Annotated in this window: 20 protein-coding genes; 2 read left to right on the top strand and 18 right to left on the bottom strand. The window is 33.2% G+C overall.

Going from position 1 to position 18,006, the window contains the following annotated elements:
• Window positions 1-61: 61 nt before the first annotated feature.
• Entirely contained in the window at window positions 62-742 is a 681-nt protein-coding gene (locus ACYFX0_RS12445) for a class I SAM-dependent methyltransferase (RefSeq protein WP_000206579.1), read from the bottom strand.
• Between the two features lie 335 nt (window positions 743-1,077).
• Between ACYFX0_RS12445 and ACYFX0_RS12440 the strand changes: the two genes are divergently transcribed.
• Window positions 1,078-1,416, top strand: coding sequence for a hypothetical protein (locus ACYFX0_RS12440; RefSeq protein ID WP_001253201.1), 339 nt, complete (start codon window positions 1,078-1,080; stop codon window positions 1,414-1,416).
• 29 nt (window positions 1,417-1,445) lie between these two features.
• Here the strand turns inward: ACYFX0_RS12440 and ACYFX0_RS12435 are convergent, their stop codons facing one another.
• From ACYFX0_RS12435 to ytfJ, 4 genes are all read right to left on the bottom strand, one after another.
• The gene (locus ACYFX0_RS12435; RefSeq protein ID WP_000798747.1) at window positions 1,446-1,658 is read right to left on the bottom strand and encodes a hypothetical protein; all 213 of its coding nucleotides are present in this window, start codon (window positions 1,656-1,658) and stop codon (window positions 1,446-1,448) included.
• Between the two features lie 69 nt (window positions 1,659-1,727).
• Complete coding sequence (locus tag ACYFX0_RS12430; RefSeq protein WP_000761171.1) at window positions 1,728-2,048, bottom strand: hypothetical protein; 321 nt, start codon at window positions 2,046-2,048, stop codon at window positions 1,728-1,730.
• A 51-nt stretch (window positions 2,049-2,099) separates the two neighbouring features.
• The gene (locus ACYFX0_RS12425; RefSeq protein ID WP_000014087.1) at window positions 2,100-2,876 is read right to left on the bottom strand and encodes an oxalate:formate antiporter; all 777 of its coding nucleotides are present in this window, start codon (window positions 2,874-2,876) and stop codon (window positions 2,100-2,102) included.
• Between the two features lie 160 nt (window positions 2,877-3,036).
• Window positions 3,037-3,462 carry a GerW family sporulation protein gene (gene ytfJ / locus ACYFX0_RS12420; protein WP_000349986.1) on the bottom strand — a complete coding sequence of 142 codons (426 nt, stop codon included), beginning with the start codon at window positions 3,460-3,462 and terminating at the stop codon, window positions 3,037-3,039.
• A gap of 131 nt (window positions 3,463-3,593) precedes the next feature.
• On the opposite strand from ytfJ, the gene ACYFX0_RS12415 reads away from it, so the two are divergent.
• Window positions 3,594-4,379: a GNAT family N-acetyltransferase gene (locus tag ACYFX0_RS12415; RefSeq protein ID WP_000984757.1), complete on the top strand. Its 786-nt coding sequence runs from the start codon at window positions 3,594-3,596 to the stop codon at window positions 4,377-4,379.
• A gap of 379 nt (window positions 4,380-4,758) precedes the next feature.
• Here the strand turns inward: ACYFX0_RS12415 and ACYFX0_RS12410 are convergent, their stop codons facing one another.
• The 13 genes from ACYFX0_RS12410 to essC all read right to left on the bottom strand — a co-directional run bounded on the left by ACYFX0_RS12410 (window position 4,759) and on the right by essC (window position 17,998).
• On the bottom strand, window positions 4,759-5,532 hold the full coding sequence (locus ACYFX0_RS12410) for a DUF3952 domain-containing protein (protein ID WP_000628346.1): 774 nt from the start codon (window positions 5,530-5,532) through the stop codon (window positions 4,759-4,761).
• Window positions 5,533-5,708: 176 nt separating this feature from the next.
• A complete protein-coding gene (locus ACYFX0_RS12405; protein WP_000267120.1) occupies window positions 5,709-6,485 on the bottom strand; it encodes a hypothetical protein in 777 nt (258 codons plus the stop codon).
• Window positions 6,486-6,547: 62 nt separating this feature from the next.
• A complete protein-coding gene (locus ACYFX0_RS12400) occupies window positions 6,548-7,318 on the bottom strand; it encodes a hypothetical protein (RefSeq protein WP_199670282.1) in 771 nt (256 codons plus the stop codon).
• 61 nt (window positions 7,319-7,379) lie between these two features.
• Window positions 7,380-8,162, bottom strand: coding sequence for a hypothetical protein (locus tag ACYFX0_RS12395; protein WP_199670283.1), 783 nt, complete (start codon window positions 8,160-8,162; stop codon window positions 7,380-7,382).
• Between the two features lie 182 nt (window positions 8,163-8,344).
• Window positions 8,345-8,590, bottom strand: a complete 246-nt coding sequence (locus ACYFX0_RS12390) for a hypothetical protein (RefSeq protein WP_242469794.1) — start codon at window positions 8,588-8,590, stop codon at window positions 8,345-8,347.
• Between the two features lie 220 nt (window positions 8,591-8,810).
• Window positions 8,811-9,281 (bottom strand): hypothetical protein, encoded by a 471-nt coding sequence (locus ACYFX0_RS12385; RefSeq protein WP_098906410.1) that lies wholly within the window; start codon window positions 9,279-9,281, stop codon window positions 8,811-8,813.
• A 137-nt stretch (window positions 9,282-9,418) separates the two neighbouring features.
• Window positions 9,419-9,862, bottom strand: a complete 444-nt coding sequence (locus ACYFX0_RS12380) for a DUF5085 family protein (RefSeq protein WP_000582721.1) — start codon at window positions 9,860-9,862, stop codon at window positions 9,419-9,421.
• The gene (locus ACYFX0_RS12375) at window positions 9,859-10,320 is read right to left on the bottom strand and encodes a DUF5085 family protein (protein WP_000868166.1); all 462 of its coding nucleotides are present in this window, start codon (window positions 10,318-10,320) and stop codon (window positions 9,859-9,861) included. The genes ACYFX0_RS12380 and ACYFX0_RS12375 overlap by 4 nt, the downstream gene beginning before the upstream one ends.
• 113 nt (window positions 10,321-10,433) lie before the next feature.
• Window positions 10,434-11,207 carry a hypothetical protein gene (locus ACYFX0_RS12370; RefSeq protein ID WP_098906409.1) on the bottom strand — a complete coding sequence of 258 codons (774 nt, stop codon included), beginning with the start codon at window positions 11,205-11,207 and terminating at the stop codon, window positions 10,434-10,436.
• A gap of 37 nt (window positions 11,208-11,244) precedes the next feature.
• On the bottom strand, window positions 11,245-12,717 hold the full coding sequence (locus ACYFX0_RS12365) for a T7SS effector LXG polymorphic toxin (RefSeq protein WP_000360013.1): 1,473 nt from the start codon (window positions 12,715-12,717) through the stop codon (window positions 11,245-11,247).
• Between the two features lie 40 nt (window positions 12,718-12,757).
• The gene (locus tag ACYFX0_RS12360) at window positions 12,758-13,048 is read right to left on the bottom strand and encodes a TIGR04197 family type VII secretion effector (protein WP_000503894.1); all 291 of its coding nucleotides are present in this window, start codon (window positions 13,046-13,048) and stop codon (window positions 12,758-12,760) included.
• Between the two features lie 3 nt (window positions 13,049-13,051).
• Complete coding sequence (locus tag ACYFX0_RS12355; protein ID WP_071758078.1) at window positions 13,052-13,474, bottom strand: YwqH-like family protein; 423 nt, start codon at window positions 13,472-13,474, stop codon at window positions 13,052-13,054.
• 12 nt (window positions 13,475-13,486) lie between these two features.
• Window positions 13,487-17,998, bottom strand: a complete 4,512-nt coding sequence (essC, locus tag ACYFX0_RS12350) for a type VII secretion protein EssC (RefSeq protein WP_460270602.1) — start codon at window positions 17,996-17,998, stop codon at window positions 13,487-13,489.
• Window positions 17,999-18,006: the final 8 nt, after the last annotated feature.

The following is an 18,006-nucleotide window of genomic DNA, read 5'->3' as shown; positions in this document are numbered from 1 at the left end:
TATTGTATCAGTTTTTTGTATTTTCTGCACTTATTTACCTCCTAAAAATTCTTTCATTTCTTTATACGTTTTTTAACATAAATACCCATAAGAATGTTAACGATTGTTGTAACTCTGTAGGTAGTTGACCTAGCATCTTCTCATTTACTCCGCGCTTATATACGCCGATGCCATCTACAACTTCAAAACCTTGTTCTTTCGCTAACTGTTCAAATTCCCAAGGCATCATCGTATTACAAACAACGTCTTTTCCATACAAGCGAGGATAACTGTTCTCTCGTGGCTTTGCTGTCGGTCCTAAAATTGCAATACATGCATATCCATCTTTCTTTAACACACGCTTTATTTCATTTAACGCTCGTAATGGCTCTTCCGTCCATTCTAAAGAATTAATTGCCATAATTGATTCAAATTGCTCATTTTCAAATGGTAATGCAGAAAGATCTCCTTTTATAAAAGATAAATTTGGTCCTTCTCCGCGCTCCTTACCTTTTTGAATCATCACTTCCGATAAATCTACTCCCACTGCTTTATAGCCTGCGCGACTTAATTTATATGTACCGTACCCATCACCACAACCAACATCGAGCACTTGTGCTTCTTTCTTCACGTATTGTTCAAAAAACGGAATAATTGTGCTCCTACTCCCGCTATCCCACATTTCCTGACTATTTTGATTCCAAAACTCCGCACTACTATCCCATTTCTTCTCTGCTGATTCATGCCAATTAAATGTTGTCATACATTCCCCTACCTTCACGTATTATCATTCATTTCATTCTACATCATTTTCCAAAATTCCTGTTTTATCCCGCTTGCAGTAAGACACCTACCCCAAAATTCAATGGATGCGGACCAGTTAATGGGAGAGAATTGCTCATAAAAATCCAATTGTCGCTGGCTGATAATCAGTCCTAGTGGAAAAAATTCCACACTTTATCTTCAATAGGAGATGGATATGTTAACGATGGAATGCGTATTCTCCAATTTTTGCTTTACTTGGGTTTAACTCATACTCATGCTCTTCTCATTTTGAAAGATACTATAGATACACCCAATTGAAAGAGAGGGATGTACATGCGAAGAAAGAGAAATCATCATTTTAAAAGTGGTGAAAAAAACGAAGAGTATGCTGCTGAAATATCACCAGCTGGCATTCCAATTAGACATAAGCGTAAAGAAATTGCAAATGAGATAGAAGGTACAAATACCGGCGCAATGGTAGGCTATGTCGCCTTATTTCTTTCGTTATTCTCCATTGCTTTTTATCCCGTTACGCTCGGCTCCCTAGCAATTTTAGTTGGCCTATTAGCTGTCAATTTCGGAGCAAGAACACTTGGATATACAGCAATTGGCTTTGGTAGTTTTTCTGTTTTATTTACTTTACTTTATCCGCTTGCTTTGTCAGCGTTTTAAAAAAACACACCAAGTTATACTTGGTGTGTTCATTCATGATACAACATAATATGACCGCATCCACAACAATGTTTCGCTGTAATTTCTTGAAACACTGGATAATTTTCTTCATCTCGATGCTCAATAAATACTTTTTCAAATCGATACATGTTTGGTGCATATGCCCAATCTTGTTTCGTACGTGCATATAACGTTGAGGAAAAAAACTCCTCACCACCGCAAACGATACATGTGTTCTTCATCGCTATCCCTCCTATGCTTGTCTTACTTCATCTATATGAACATAAGCATAAAAAAAAGACCTTCTATTACTAGAAAGTCTTCTCTGAAACAAAAAGAAATGTACCAAACATTCCTACTCCGCTATATTCTTTTGAAACACCAGCTTCTGTTTTAAATGTTTGCTTTACAGTCATAAAGAATACACCATTTCGTGCATCTGTACTTTCAAATTGTAGTTTTTCTTTTTTACCATCTACATTTTGCGTGCATTCAAAACTACTCTCATTACAATTCAACGCATACTTATCCTCTACATACACTTTAAAATCTGATTCTTTCGGACAAGTTATAAGTAATATTGCCACGAGAATAATACTTATAATACCCACAATTGTATAATATTTCTTCATTTGTACTCCTTTCAAATGACAAGAAAACTTGACTTCATACGCCAAGTTTTCTTAGTCAACAACCCATTGCCACTCTTGTTCTTTCTTATCAAAAATGAGCCAACCTGTTTCTGTTGCTTCCTCTTTCAATTCATCGATATTATCTAACACCTCATCCGTACTTTCATACGAACCAACTACATATACCGGAATTTCAAGACCTCTTCTTGACTCAATCTTCCCTGCTAGATCTATGTAAAGACCATCTTCCATTAGTGGAATCAGCCCCATGATCAATTCTTTTGAAATTGCTGGGAAAATTTTTGATTTTTGGAAGAAAGAAAAACGTTTCTTACCGAAAGCACCGAGTTTATACGGAATGACTTTACTTAACATTCCTACAAAATCAGCAATTCTACGATAATACACTTTGTTGTACCATCCGTCATCATGTGAAAAATAAACAAATCGATTTTTCAACAGCGGAAAGAATGTTCTTGCAAGTGGTTCTTTTTTGTGAGCCAAATATAATAATTCTGCAATTTCTTTCGGCTCTAATTCATCTAAATCGCTTGCATCATCAAAATCTACCCAACAAAATTCATCAAATTCATCAATCTCTGCTTGAATTAACTTATGTATATTTTCTTCCTCAACATATTCAAATAAAGTATGATAATGAAAATCCGTCCATTCAAAGTTGTGCTTCAAAAGCAACACTTGATGAAGCGGTGAAGGGATGTTACTCGCAAACTCTTTAAACGTAATTCCTGATGTAATAAAACAATGACCTCGACGATTACCATTAATATATATCATATTCTTTACTTGGTCAGATCCTCCAGACAAAGCACCTAGCCACCTTCGTTTTATATGTTTCAATTCTATAGCATATTTTAACATGAAAAATTTTAGAAACATAGAAAAAACTTCAAAAACTATTTACAATTTCATGTGTTTTATTACATAGTGATTACAAGAAAAAACGCCTGCTCATAAGCAGGCGTTTTTAAAGGATTTCATCAGGGTTTTGAGGATGATGATTTCCCTCTTTCTTTTCTTCTTTTTGGAACATCGATTGAATTTTATCAATTGTTTGCGGAGCTAATTCAATCATTTTTTCTGCTAAATGTGTCGCATTTTGTAAATGAAGAATATTTACTCCATCTTTATTCACCACAAGAAATGCTACTGGTGTAATCGAAACACCACCCGCGCTACCGCCACCAAATGCAGCGTTACCGTTCGCTCTTTGTCCATCATTCGTTTGGAAATCAGAACCTCCTGCTCCAAAACCGAACGCTACTTTAGAAACCGTTAACACCACACCACCGTCAGCCGTTTGAACAGGCTCTCCAACAATCGTATTTACATCAACCATTTCTTTTAAATTTTCCATTGCTGCTTTCATTAACCCTTGAATTGGATGATCCACCGTTCATAACCTCCTTTGTCATATCTTTCCTAGTTTTTCCGAAAGTTTGTGAACTAAACATAAAATTTTATATTGATTTCAAAAAACTTAAGTTGTAATATTTAGAAAAATAAAAAAGAGGTCGATTCGTTATGATGCGAAAATTAACAAAGAAAGATCATGAACAAGTATTCGCTTATCTAAAAGAAGAAGCAGCCCTTAACTTGTTTATTATTGGAGATATTGAAGCTTTCGGTTATGACACAGATTTTCAAGAATTATGGGGAGTATTTAAAGAGAATGGAACATTAAAATCAATTCTACTCCGATTCCACGATTCATTTATACCCTATAGTAAAGAAGAATTTATTACCACTGATTATGAGGCACTTCTTTCCGCATATAAGCCACTTAAACTCTCTGGTAAGTCGACTATCGTAGAACAATTTGAAACTGCTTCAAATATACAACTAGGTACTAAAAATGAAATGTATTTTTGCGAATGTCTAAATGACAACAACTTACCTAGCACACCAATTCATGAAACAATTAAACTTGCCTCACTCGATGATATAGAACGAATTATGAAATTACGAAGTGACATCGCTGAATTTCCGACTACCAATGAATCAGAGAAAATATTAAGTCAGACTATCGAAACAAATACAGGACGCACATACTATATTGAAAAAGATGGCGTGATCATCGCATCCGCCTCTACTTCCGCTGAAAATTCATTATCCGCTATGGTAGTTGGTGTATGTACACACCCGAATTATCGCGGAAATGGCTACGCTTCACTCATATTACAAAAAATGATCCAAGACTTTACGAAAGAAGGCCGAACACTTTGTTTATTTTATAACAATCCAGCTGCTGGACGAATTTATAAACGACTAGGATTTAAAGACATTGGAATGTGGACGATGTATCGATAATAAGAAGTACTCTATAAGAGGAAATAGTTGTAACTTAGCAATAAAAGCCGATTACACAAAAACTTCACACCGTTATTATGAAGAAACTACTTGAGGAGCGAGGACTCTAACTAAAAAATGGTATGCATTCAAACTAAATTTAGACAGATAAAGTGAAACTTTAATCAGTGGGGGGTTTTCTCCATCCCCCACCTAACTTCTTTGCTTTCGCTGCATTTTGAGGTGGGGGTCTTACTGCCCATTAAAGCGGGATAAACGCCCCAGTTGCATCTACTCCAGCAATTGGGGCGTTTATCCTCAAATTCTTTCCACTATATTTATGAAACACTTATCACACTTATATCGCTATTATCTTTCCGTACAAATGCCCTTCTAAATATTACTGCGTCTCATTATACTTTGCTTTAAAATCAATATATTCCTGTTTCGCATCTTTGTTATTACCTTGGTGACTATCAAAATATGTATGTATTTGTGATATGTGTTCTACTAACTTTCCTTCTTCATTTCTCTTATTATAATTCATTACAATACTTACTTCCAATATCTGCTCTGAACCCTTTGTAAACTCAATATGCAGTGCGATCGATCCACCACCATATTCATCATATTGTATTTTCAACTTATCATTAATAATACTTTGAAACTCTGATTCAGTTAGTTTATATCCAACAGTACTAGGCTGACCAAACTTTTTTATATCATCTCCTGGCTTCATCTTTAGTTTCCCAATCCCTTTTAAACGATCTACAATTAAGTTCACGTATGAAACATCCAGACTTGAATCCGTACTTTGTACCTGTCCATTCTCATAACTAATATTTGTACTATAATTAACTTCTTCTCTATAATTTTTATTATCTACTTTCGAGGTAATTTCTTGTGTTGTATTTCCATATAAACTTTTATCTTTCGTATTATATATACCTTTCGAAGTTTGATAAATTGTTTTACTGTGCTCTCCATCTTCCTTTTGCTCATATGTACTATATATACCTCTTTGTTTCACATACGCATATCCATCATCACTCGCAGACATAACCTTTTTCATGTCACCTTCATCCAAAGCTTTGACAAACGGCTCATAATCTATCTTTTTTTCAAAAAAACTACATGCTTGTAATAGGCTGATTGCTATTATGATAGTAATCATTTTAGAAACCCTTTTTTTGTTCATTTCATCATCACACTACCCACTCTATATTTTCAATTAGATAACCTACTAATCACTTTTATCACCTTACATAAGTAAATTTTCTTTTCGTAGTTCAAATACTCTCCTATAAATTATTACTTTTTCATCATCAAAACTTACAATACACACTTTCTTTATGCCTTACGTTTCGATTTACTTTTTTTATTTTTCTTTTGATATCTTGGAGTCTCTCTTTTATGTTGCTCCCACGTTTTATTAAATGACGGAAATTTAAATCTGCAATATGCTAATAGCTGAAATTCAGCTGCACCGATTGCTATCGTATACATTAAAAAGGTCCCTACTACATACATAAATAAATCATCAAACCCATAATCGTTATGAAAATATATCAAAATAAGAATAGTTACTGCGTATAGTGTAGCCCACTTCATCATCTTTCCTTTTGTTTTACTAAAGAAAGAAGCAGACCTCTCATCCATACTAAACGCACCTTCACTTGCCAATTTAAATGTATCTATTGTTGTTACGATATGAAAAATTACTGCTCCTAAAAGCAATAAACCCGCATACAGTATTGTAATCCAATCAATTGAATTATTAGCCATTTTAGTAACAGTCAAAGCAATAGGAGCTATTGTTGCCAATTGGAATGAACATAATAATACGACAAGGGTTTGTAGTTTTTGAAATTTAAATTGAGCTATCGGAAATGAATAAATGACGAAAAGAATTATTTGTATAATATATAAGAATACTTCTAACTTAACAATTCCTATATTAAAGAGAAGCATGCAGTAATCCCACCCGGCTGATAAAACAATAGAAAAAATGGTTATTGAACTAAATAGTATTCCTCCAAACATAAATCCTGTAGCCCCCTCAGGACTTAAACGATCATTACATGTCATCCTAAACTTATCTAAATCTTCTTCTTTTATATTCCACACCTTGACATTTCACCTTCTATACAGTTTAAATAATTTCCATTTACTTCAATTCTATTTCACTCTTATTTACTTTTCGATTTGGATTTTGTATTTCGCTTTCGAATTCTCCCTCGCATTCTCTCATTCTCTTCCCATGACATATTAAATGACTTGAATTTAAATCTACAGTACACCAATAGTTGAAATTCTGCCGCTCCAATGGCTACTGTATACAGTAAAACAATACCTACCGCATAAAGAACTAAAACATCAATTCCATAACCATTATGAAAATATATCAAAATAAACAGGATTAGCGCATATATTGTAGCCCACTTCATCACATCTCCTTTTCTTTTACTAAAAAATGAGATGGATCTTTCATCCTTACTAAACGCACCTTCACTCGCTTGTTTAAATGTATCAATTGTTGTCACAATATGAACGATAGCTGCTCCTACAAATAATAACCCTACACAAATTAAAGTCATTTGGTCAATTGAATAATCAGATATCCCAGGAAGAACTAACGCTGTAAATGTTATTGTCCCTAATTGAAATGCATATAATAATACAACTAGCGTTTGTAACTTTTGAAATTTATAACGTGCTTTTGGAAATGAATATAGAATTAAAAAGATGAATTGTAAGCTATATAAAACAATTTCAATTTTAACAATTGTTTTGTCAAAGAAAGTATTATAATACTCCAAGCCCCCCATAAAAATAAAAAACATAAATACTGAAGTATAAACTATCCCTCCAATAAAGAAAACCATAGCCCCCTCAGGACTTAAACGATCATTACATGTCATTCGAAACTTATCTAAATCTTCTTCTTTTATATTCCACATGCAGTTTTTCACCTTCTATACGTTTCAATTATTATTCGTACACTAAAATTCTATTAATATATTATTTATTTTTCGTTTTGAATTTCTTATTTTGTTTTCGAATTCTCCCACGCATTCTCTCATTCTCTTCCCACGTCATATGAAATGATTTAAATTTGAATCTACAGTACACCAATAGCTGGAATTCTGCTGCACCAACGGCTACTGTGTACAGTAAAACAGTACCTATTACATATCCAGTAAAAGTATCAAACGCATAATCATTATGAAAATAAATCAAAACAAGTAGGATTAATGCGTATATTGAAGCTACTTTCATCATAGCTCCTTTTGTTTTACTAAAAAAAGAAGCGGGTCTTTCATTCATACTAAAAGCACCTTCACTTGCCTGTTTAAACGTATCAATCGTTGTCACAATATGAACAATTACTGCTCCTATAAATAAGAAACCTACATATACCAATGTAATTCCGTCGATTGTATAATCCGACATTCCAGGAAGAATTAAAGCCGTGAATAATATTGTACCTAATTGAAATGCATATAATAATACGACAATCGTTTGTAACTTTTGAAATTTGAATCTAGCTTTTGGAAATGAATATAGAATTAAAAAAATTATTTGCAAGCTATATAGCACAAGTTCAATTTGAACAATTGTTTTTTCAAATAAAGTAGTATAGTAGTCCCAACCAAACGTTACTAAAGTACCTATAAGAAAAAACATCATAACTGAAACGTACACTATTGTCCCTATCATAAAACCTAAAGCACCCTCAGGGCTTAATCGACGTTTACATATTACCCTAAATTGATCTAAATCTTCTTCTTTTATTTTCCACATTCAAGTGCCCCACCTTTAACAACATTCATTTAAATCATGTAGATTAAAAATAAAAACCTTCTCATTTTAACGAAAAAAGAAGGTTTTCCTGCTGTTATATATTCATGCTATATACAAAATTTCCCCTCTTCAAATAACGTATTATAATTGTTGATTTTTGGATTTTTATTTCCGCTATTAATTTAGGCATTTTTACTTTTCTTAAAAAATACCAAATATGCAAATAATGACGAGATTACGAGGAATACACCCGCCCCTATACCCTCATATATTTTAAAATAAACAGCAGCAATTATCACAAATATTGACATTATTATTATTAGAATCATTGTATATTTCATTATAAATTCTAACACTTTATAGATAGATACTATTTTCCTTTCAAAAAAACTTTTCTCTGTTTCCAAAACATTTCGATCCTTATTCAAAATAACACCTTCCCCTTTTTACAAATTGACTTTCGAGTAAATTTTCCCTTTCGACATAAGAACAGAGCGAACTGCAGAACGTAACTACTACCCATTCTGATTGATCCAACTGAAAAATCTCATGTCGAATTATTCAATCAATTACATATAAATCTTAGAATAAAAAACCTCCTCATTCTAACCAGAAGAGAAGGTTTTATCAATCTCAGATATTCTTACATTATAATAATGATTCTTTTTGAGCTATTTCATAGTGCTCTGCTATTTTTTTACACATCTTTTTATATTCCAGCATCCACTCTGCTATTTCTTCTATCTCTTCATCAGTGGACTTTTTCTTATATTTAAAACCAATCACTTTCATATCCGAAAACACTTCTTCTTCCATTTCTTCATCTACCGGAATACATTGGATAATAACTTTCGTTGTGTTTGAGACTTGCACAAAAATTTCAAATGTGCCAACGAACATAGCAACCGTTCGGAATAATTCTTTATTACTCATATATAAAACCCTTGCAAGTTCTTCTGCAAGTTCAGGATATATAAACAATACATCAATCATTTCAGCAGCTATTATGCAATCATCTATTGATACTTTCTCCAATATTTGCTGCTTAATTAATTCCCCAGTTTTATCCTCACACTCTTGTTGAAAATATACAGTTTTTTCTTTTGAAAATAGCCACATATGTAGACTCCCTTCCTACTAAAAACAACAATTAGAACTCTTAATTCAAGAATACCTTTATATTATTCTTCTATAAAACGAAACTAAAATCTGGTTTTTACTTTTCATATTTCCAGAATTAAAAGTACACTAAATTATTATTGTGTATCCACTGCAATTTTTATTTCAACATACTGTAGCTCTTCATCACCGCTAAAAATATGATAAATAGGTGAAATCATATCAAGTTCATTATCTTCCATATACTGAAGCATCTCAGCATATGCATACTCGGTTAATGTTTCATAATCTCCTGTCAATCGTTTCACAAGCATGTCATCTACATAGTAATAGCTTCTAAATTTCATTGTTTCTAATGGTGGAACTTTATCCTCATATATCGGCATAAATAATTCAATATACATATTTTCATCTGAAGGAACATTTTTCAATGCATAAAATAGTGGACCTTTTGCTGTTAAGTTCGCTTTTTCTATTTCTAGCATAAAATCGTCAATCGAATCTTTCATATAGGTATAATGAATATAGTATTCTTTTGAAACAACATTTGTATATGCAATACTTTGACCTTCTATAATCATTTTACGGTTTCACCTACTTCTATAATAGGAGCGTAAATATCTAACCAAGTATCACCGTATACATCTAAGCATACATGATAAAAACTACTATCTAATTTAATATGGTTTTGATTTGCCACCTCGTGTATTAAATTATACACATCTTCAATATCACCATCTTCATCCGTAAAACGCACACTTAAAGCATCTTCAATTATTAAACCATCAATGTATTCATATGCAGAATCTCCCCCCAGTTCCACACGTTCATTTACCGGAACACAATATGTATATTCACCATATGCTGGTTCATTTTCAAGTGGTTTATATTTAAAAAGAACCGGTCCTACTGCATAAATCCCATTACGGATAACTTGATTTCTCAGCGCAATAGCAGGTAGTAACCAATCTTCTTTTTTGACGACTTGAGTAATACTAATTAAATTTAATAGTGATAATGCTTTATATTGAACTTTCACAACATCTACTCCCCTTATCTTTATTTCTTTCTAATTCGAATAGAAACTTGCAACTTCTCATTTCATACACATAAATTAACAACTTATGCTATAGCAAAAATTCATTTCTTTTATTATCTACTTTTTGATTTGTTTTTTTTATTATATTTTCTAAATCTCTGACGTTTTCTCTCATTCTCTTCCCACGTCATATTAAATGATTTAAATTTAAATTTACAGTACACTAGAAGCTGAAATTCAGCTGCACCTAAGGCTACTGCGTACAATAAAACACTCCCTATTATATATCCCATAAATGTATCGAAAGTATAGTCATTATGAAAATAAATCAAAATAAGAAGTATTAATACATATATAAAGCTACCAGTCATCATATTCCCTTTTGTTCTACTAAAAAATGACCGCGACCTCTCATCCGTACTAAATGCACCTTCACTTGCTTGCTTAAAAGTATCTATAGTTGTAACGATATGAAAAATTATCCCTCCAAAATATAATAACCCTACATAGCTTAATGTAATTTGATCCATTGAATTATTAGCTATTTCAGAAACAACTAGGACTGTAAGTAATATAGTCGCCATTTGAAATGCATATAATAATACCACAAGGGTCTGTAACTTTTGAAATTTAAAACGAGCTTTTGGAAATAAATATAGTATTAAAAAGATTACTTGCAAGCAATATAAAAAAACTTGCAACTTTACAATTGCCATATCAAAAAGAAGTGCACTGTAATCCAAACCACCTCCTAGTACGATAGAAAATATAGCAATTGAACTAAAGAGTATTCCTCCCATCATAAAACCTGTAGCCCCTTCAGGACTTAGGCGATTTTTACATGTCATTCGAAACTCATATAAATCCTCTTCTTTTATATTCCACATCAATAAATTACTCCTTTTATGCTATATAACTTAATTATCAAAATAAAGACCAAATCTTTTTCGTTATTTGTTTAACTCCATTTTTCGCATAATCGATTGCATTGTCTTTTCCTCCCCATTTATAATTCATTAACCAAGTAGCACCAACTGCCACCCCAGCTCCTACAACAGTGCCAACAGGCGGAACGAAAAATGATCCCGCTACTGCACCAGCTGCTGCTGCTCCAGCAGTTGCTCCAATATCTACTGCTGAATCTGTTGCTATATCAACTATATCCTCTCGCTGCCATCCATTTTTTTGAGCCTCTGCAATGTTATTTCCAACTGACACAACCGCTCCAAATATAGCGGCCCCTTTTAAAAACTTACCAGTTTTCCCAAGTTCTTTAAAGGCTTCTTTCCATTTTCCAGGATGTAAATCCTTTAACCCTTTTACATACTCCGTTTTAAACGAACTCCATCCCCTTTCTTTAATTGCAGTAGTTAATCCATTTTGACTCCGATCCTGATGAAATTTGTGAAAATCTTGAAATTCCGGTAACTTATAAATTCCTTTTCTTGCTTTTCTTACTTGTTCATTCGTGATTCTCGAATTTTCTACACCATCCATTTTAAGCCCATTTTTTACGTAACGAAATATACTATCATCACTACTATCCATCTTTAGTAATTTGAATACTTCCACTAAATCTTCTTTTTGACGTGTTGATAGTGTAAACTTCCCTTTTCCTTTTCGAGAATCAGGATCAAAAATTGCTTTAAAATCATAATTCTTTTTAGCATAATACATACGAGCAAAGGCAGCTATTAAAAATTTTGTTCCTTTTTGTTGTATATCAAACGCCGTCATATGATTCGAAATACCATTTATTAAGTTTCCATTCCATCCACCAGCCATAATTTTTTCGACTATCTTACTAGAAAAATCTCCATTGGCTGCTTGTATTTCTTTCATTCCCTTGTCTAATGAACTTAACATTTCATTAAAATGTTGAAGTTCATTTTGCTGACTATTATACGTTTCTAATTTTTCTAGCGTATCACTAATTTCCTTTTGACTTTTTTGGATTCCTTCAGATATTCCTGAAGATGATGGATACTGAGTTGGGACAATGTCTGCTATAGTCGATATAGTTTGTTTTGCTTCTTCATTAGAACGATCAAATTCATTGCTGTATCCATTAATTTTTTTCTTTACATTATCTAAATAGTTCCCATAAATCTTTGTGTCACTATCACTATCAACTGTACTATTAAAACTCTCTATTGCTTTTTGAAATTCATTTTTCAGCTCTTCCGCTGCAATTTGAAATCCAGCAATCGTAGTACCATGTACTCTAGAAAAATACCTCTTTATTTCATCTGCTGCTTTCCCTTGAAAAGAATTAAGTTGGTTCAAATCATCTATTTTCCCTAATAAAGTTTCAAAATATTGATTTAGTTCGTCAGCACTTGTTTGAAATCTTTTTTGTAATTCGTTTACTTCTTGTAATTCAATATTTTTATCCACGTTTCTCTCCCCTTATTTCATTTTTACGTAGAATGTTTTTCTAGTGCTGCTGTATACCAACTTTTAGTTCTTGCCCAAGTTTTGCATCTTTCTCTACCATTTTTGCTCCAATTTCTTGTACTCTACTTATATCATTTTCTAACAATTTCTCATATCGCTGAACTTTCTGAGAAAGTTTTTCAATCGCTTCACAATATTTTTTCAGTTTACTTAAATTCGTACGATGTAACTGCATACCATTAAATTTAGTCTTACCTAAATCACTAGCACTACTTTTCAATTCACTTACTTTCGCATCAAATACCCCTTTATTTAATTTAATTTCCCCCATTTATCATTTCCCCGCCTTCTGTACTTCTACTTGAATACTAGCGTCAACCATTGAAACACTTCTACTTAAAGAAGCAATACTTGACTCACATGCAGCGATTTCTCTTTCAAGCCGCTGTATGGCTTGATCGATGTCTTCTTGCACTCTTCCTAGTTCTCCGATAAATTTCCCTAAATTCGAAATGACTTGTTGTTCATACGTTTCTTTAAAAGTAGTTGCTCTTTGCCCTTTCCAACTACTTTCGTTTATTTCTAAAGACTTAAACTGCTCTTGATTTTGTCTAATTGCTTCAAGATTATTTACAAAGTTCCCTTTTGCCGTTATTACTCTTCTTAGTTTCATTTGTAATTCAGCCAATTGCCCTTGTTGATAACTTATACTACTTAATAAACCAGATTTTTGACTATTTAATTCCTCTATCCCCATGCAAATCCCCCCTTAAATAGTTGGCACTTTAATTCTAGTAGCAAAACGATTTTCAACAAAATACCCTTCAAATGGATTTAATTTTGTACTACTTAAATCTTTATTAGATACATCGAAGACCATTTGGCCTGATGATTTTCTAAGTAAAATAACATGAGATTGCGTTTTTATTGTTTTTGAAACTAAGTCGTATCGACTGTCAATTGAATCAACATCACAGCCAATTACGAAGTGGATGCCCATAAATGCACCATTTGTTATTAATTCCGCTAAACTATATATATCGCTATCCTCTAAATTACTTAAAATATCATTTACATCTGCAATTACGATTACAATCGGCTTAAATTTCTTAATAAATTCTGCCGGGTTCACTGTTTCACTTGATGCTTCCTGTTCCTCTTTAAACGCCGCTTCTCTCGATTTATAAGCATTTGTAACTTGTTTAATCGTTTTCTCAATTCCTGTTTTTTCAGCTACATATAAAGCAGCGCTCTCTCTATAGTTTGAGAAATTGCGTGTTCTTGTATCAATTAAACCTAGGTCAAAGTGTCCACTGTCTGCTAACTGTTGAAGGAATTGATGAACTACATTTTCAACTTCATCTTTCTTGATTCCCCCTACAACAATATTAGACGCTTCCGTTAAATCTAATTCGAGAGGTGTAACGCTTTCTGTTTCTACACCAAATGTTAGTTTGCCTGCTTCAATAATTTTTCTTGTTTCTGGCCATGCAATAAATTCTTTGTATTCTAGAACTTCAGGTACCATAGGAATTGCTTTCGGTCTTTCTCCATCCCAGAAGGAATCCATCTCTTTTCCTTCAGCTTGTATATTTTCAATTCGAGTAAGGACATCTTCTCCATCTGTCGGTAAAGCTGTTTGGAAGATTGTTGGTTCGTCAATTTTAACTAAACCACGTCCTGCTAATTCTTCAATTTTCAACTCTGTTCTTCCTACAATCGCTCTAGATTCTGCCTCATCTATCATATATAGAGCAATTTGTAGTTTAATATTTGTATTTACTTGTACTCTCAATGCATTTTGACGTGTAGCTGTAAGCATTAAATGAATTCCTACCGCTGCCCCTTCACGTACAATTTGTGCAATAATGCGTTCAAAATCTTCGACAAATCCAGCTTCTCTAACAGCATCATAGTTATCTAATGTAATTAATATTGTTGGTAATACTTCTTTACTAGCTCTCTCATACATTTCAAGACTCGCAACGCCATATTTACTTAGCAATTGCTTTCTATCTTTTAATAGGTCTTCTATGCGACGAAGAAACTTCTCGCATTTTTCAACTTGGTCTAATGTAATGATGTCTGCCACATGCGGTAAAGATTTTAATGGCATTAAACCATTTGTTCCGAAGTCTAATAAATACACATGCAAATGCTCCGGACTATGTTGACGAGCTACATCCATAATGACTGATTGTAAGAATGTTGATTTTCCGTAGCCTGGACTTGAGAAGACCGCTACGTGTCCGTCTTTACTAATATCTAGTGTTAATGGTGTTTGTGATTGTAATTCAGGCTGATCTAGTAGACCAATTGTTGCTTGTAATGGTTTCTTTTCTTTCGTCCATGCTTCTTTGAACTGAATAGCATGTAAGTCTTGTAAATATACGCTTTCTGGAAGTGGTGGTAACCACGGTCTTGCTAATGCTTTAATTTCATTTATTTCTGCGTAATCGTGAATGTAGTCAATAACAGCATCCAGTTCAGATGGTACGCTTATTACTTCTTTACTGCTACCAAGTCCACTTAAATCTTCACTTAATATTTCATATTGTCCTAGATCATTTATTGCATAGATTGTTGCGTCTAAATGTTCTTTATCCTCTTTGTTTTCTACATAGTCTGCTCCGCTCCAAGCTGATTGGAATAGTTCATAAATTTCATTATTCCCAACTTGTAAGTAAGCACGTCCTGGTAATGTAATTTCAGCAGCATCTGGCGTTTTTAAAATTTCATTACTATCTGACGTATTTTGAACTTTTAGTGCTAGTTTGAATTTCGAGTTACTCCAAATTTGATCATCTACAACACCACTCGGTTTTTGCGTAGCTAATATTAAATGGATTCCGAGTGAACGACCGATACGCGCTGTTGAAACTAACTCTTTCATAAATTCTGGTTGTTCTGACTTCAGTTCCGCGAATTCATCACTAATTAAAAATAGATGTGGCATTGGCTCACTTACTAAGCCTTCTTTATACAGTTTTTGATACTGATTAATATGGTTTACATCATTTTCACCAAATAATCGTTGTCTTTTTTGTAATTCAGCTTTAATTGATGCGAGCGCTCTCATGCTTTGCGCTCCATCTAAGTTCGTAATTGTTCCTAATAAATGCGGTAAGTTTTTGAATAAATTCGCCATACCGCCGCCTTTATAGTCAATTAATAAAAAGGCTACTTCGTACGGGTGGAAATTTACTGCTAGAGATAATATATACGATTGTATAATTTCGGATTTACCTGAACCGGTTGTACCTGCTATTAATCCGTGTGGTCCGTGTGCTTTTTCGTGTAAGTTTAAGTTTACGATATCTTCTTTACCACGTAGTCCAAGTGGTACAGCTAAAGATTTATGCGCTGCATTTTTCTCCCAACGACTTGTGATATTCAGTTCTTTTACTTTTTCAACGCCGTACATTTCTAAAAATGTTACGCTTTCTGGAATACTATTTTTTAAGTTTTGCAAATGATTTAATGGTGCTAATGCCCGTGAAATATCTTCTAAATTGAATCCTTTTGGCACATGATTTAGTTTAAATTGACGGTTAACAAGTTCTCCTTGCTCTAAGATGATGTTCCCTTGTTTTGCATCTCTTATGTCTATTACCGTTTTCACATGCTCCGGTAAACTTTGCATAACATCTTGTACAAATACAAGTGATACACCTAATTGACTCGGATCATCATTAAAGAATTCCATAACAACATGGTCTAATATTAGTTTTTCATCTGTAATGAGAACGACATAGTGCGGTGCAAAGTACATTTTTTCATTAGTAGAACTTTTTTCATCTAGTTTTAATTTTCGTTCTTTCAATATTTGATACAAACTATTTAACACTTGATCACGGCTACGATCATGGTATACAAATCCACGTACATTTATATCGCGAACACTTCCATGAGGTAACCAGCGCATCCAATCCCATTTTTCTTTTTCTTCTTCCGGAAAAATAGTAATAAACTGCAAGTCATAATAACTATGGAATAAAGCCGTTTGTGCAACTAATAATTGTAATTGCTCTAACACTAAAGAGCGTTGACCAATATAACCGACTGGTCCATTCATTAAATCTGTTACAACTGGTACATCTTCCAATGATAGATAACGCTGTCTTAGTTCACGTGCTATATCAATTAATTCATCTTTCGTTTGACTAAATTCTTCTTCATTAAATTGAATTTCAAAACTCGTATTAGCTTGTCCTGTTCCAACGCTAAATGTTAAGAAATCATGATGTAACATTGTTTTTTCATAAATTCGAGGATTTACTTGAACTGCCATATTACGTATTACTTCTACATTTGGATTGTGATAATGTAATGCGTGACGCTGTTTTTCACTTTCTGCATGTAAATCTTTCGTTTTTTGTTTTATATACTCTCTATAGCTTTTATCTCGTTCAACAATGTCGACTTTATATTGCTTCAAATTTTTAATATACGATGTGACAGAAACAATGATTGTTACTAATGTCATCGCAATCGATGCGATAATAAACATTCCATATTTCATGAAAATAGCAAGTAATACAGTTACGACAATCATGACAAGTGAAGGTGCAATGATTCTTGCTAAATGCTCAGTCGGTTTTGACGGCATACTTGAAGGCTTTGCAATTGTCATTTTCTCTTCTGGTTCACGGTAAATAATACGTGGTGAACGATGATAGTCTGGATAACCACTTTGATAATTCGTTTCTGATTCTACTAAAATAGGTAACGCAGATTTCACTTTATCTTCTGAAGAAAGTACTTGAATGTCTTCACTACCAATCTCCAATAAAATACCATCAAAATATAATACGTCTCCTGATTCCAACATAACGCTATCTTTTAACTTCGTATAATTATGAAATACATCCCCGCCATACACGTTCACTTTAAAAGAATCGTACAACGTTTCGCGAGATAGCATTAAATCTACACTAGTCCCGGTAATAGAAATATCATCGTAATCGTTTTGACTCACTGTAAGAGAATGTTTCGTTCCGATATCAAACACTTTAGTTGTGCCAACAATAGATATAAAGATTTTCAAGCTCACATCTCTTGTTTTCTCAATCTCAATTTCCTTATTAAATTCTATTAATTGATCCTGTACCATCCAAGCATTTACTTCATTATTCCACTTTAACTCTATTTCTTGTTCTAAACTTGGATTCGTAATATCATTTGTCCACTCTTTTCCAATCGACACTATTGATTGCTCATTTGGATGTAATGTGCACTTATATATTTTGTCTCCATAAGTCAATACTAATAGTTGCTCCATCCGTGTTC

Source organism: Bacillus sp. NEAU-Y102 (assembly GCF_054788175.1).
The sequence above is the reverse complement of the archived record's forward strand: the minus strand, read 5'-3'. Positions and strand labels throughout refer to the sequence as shown.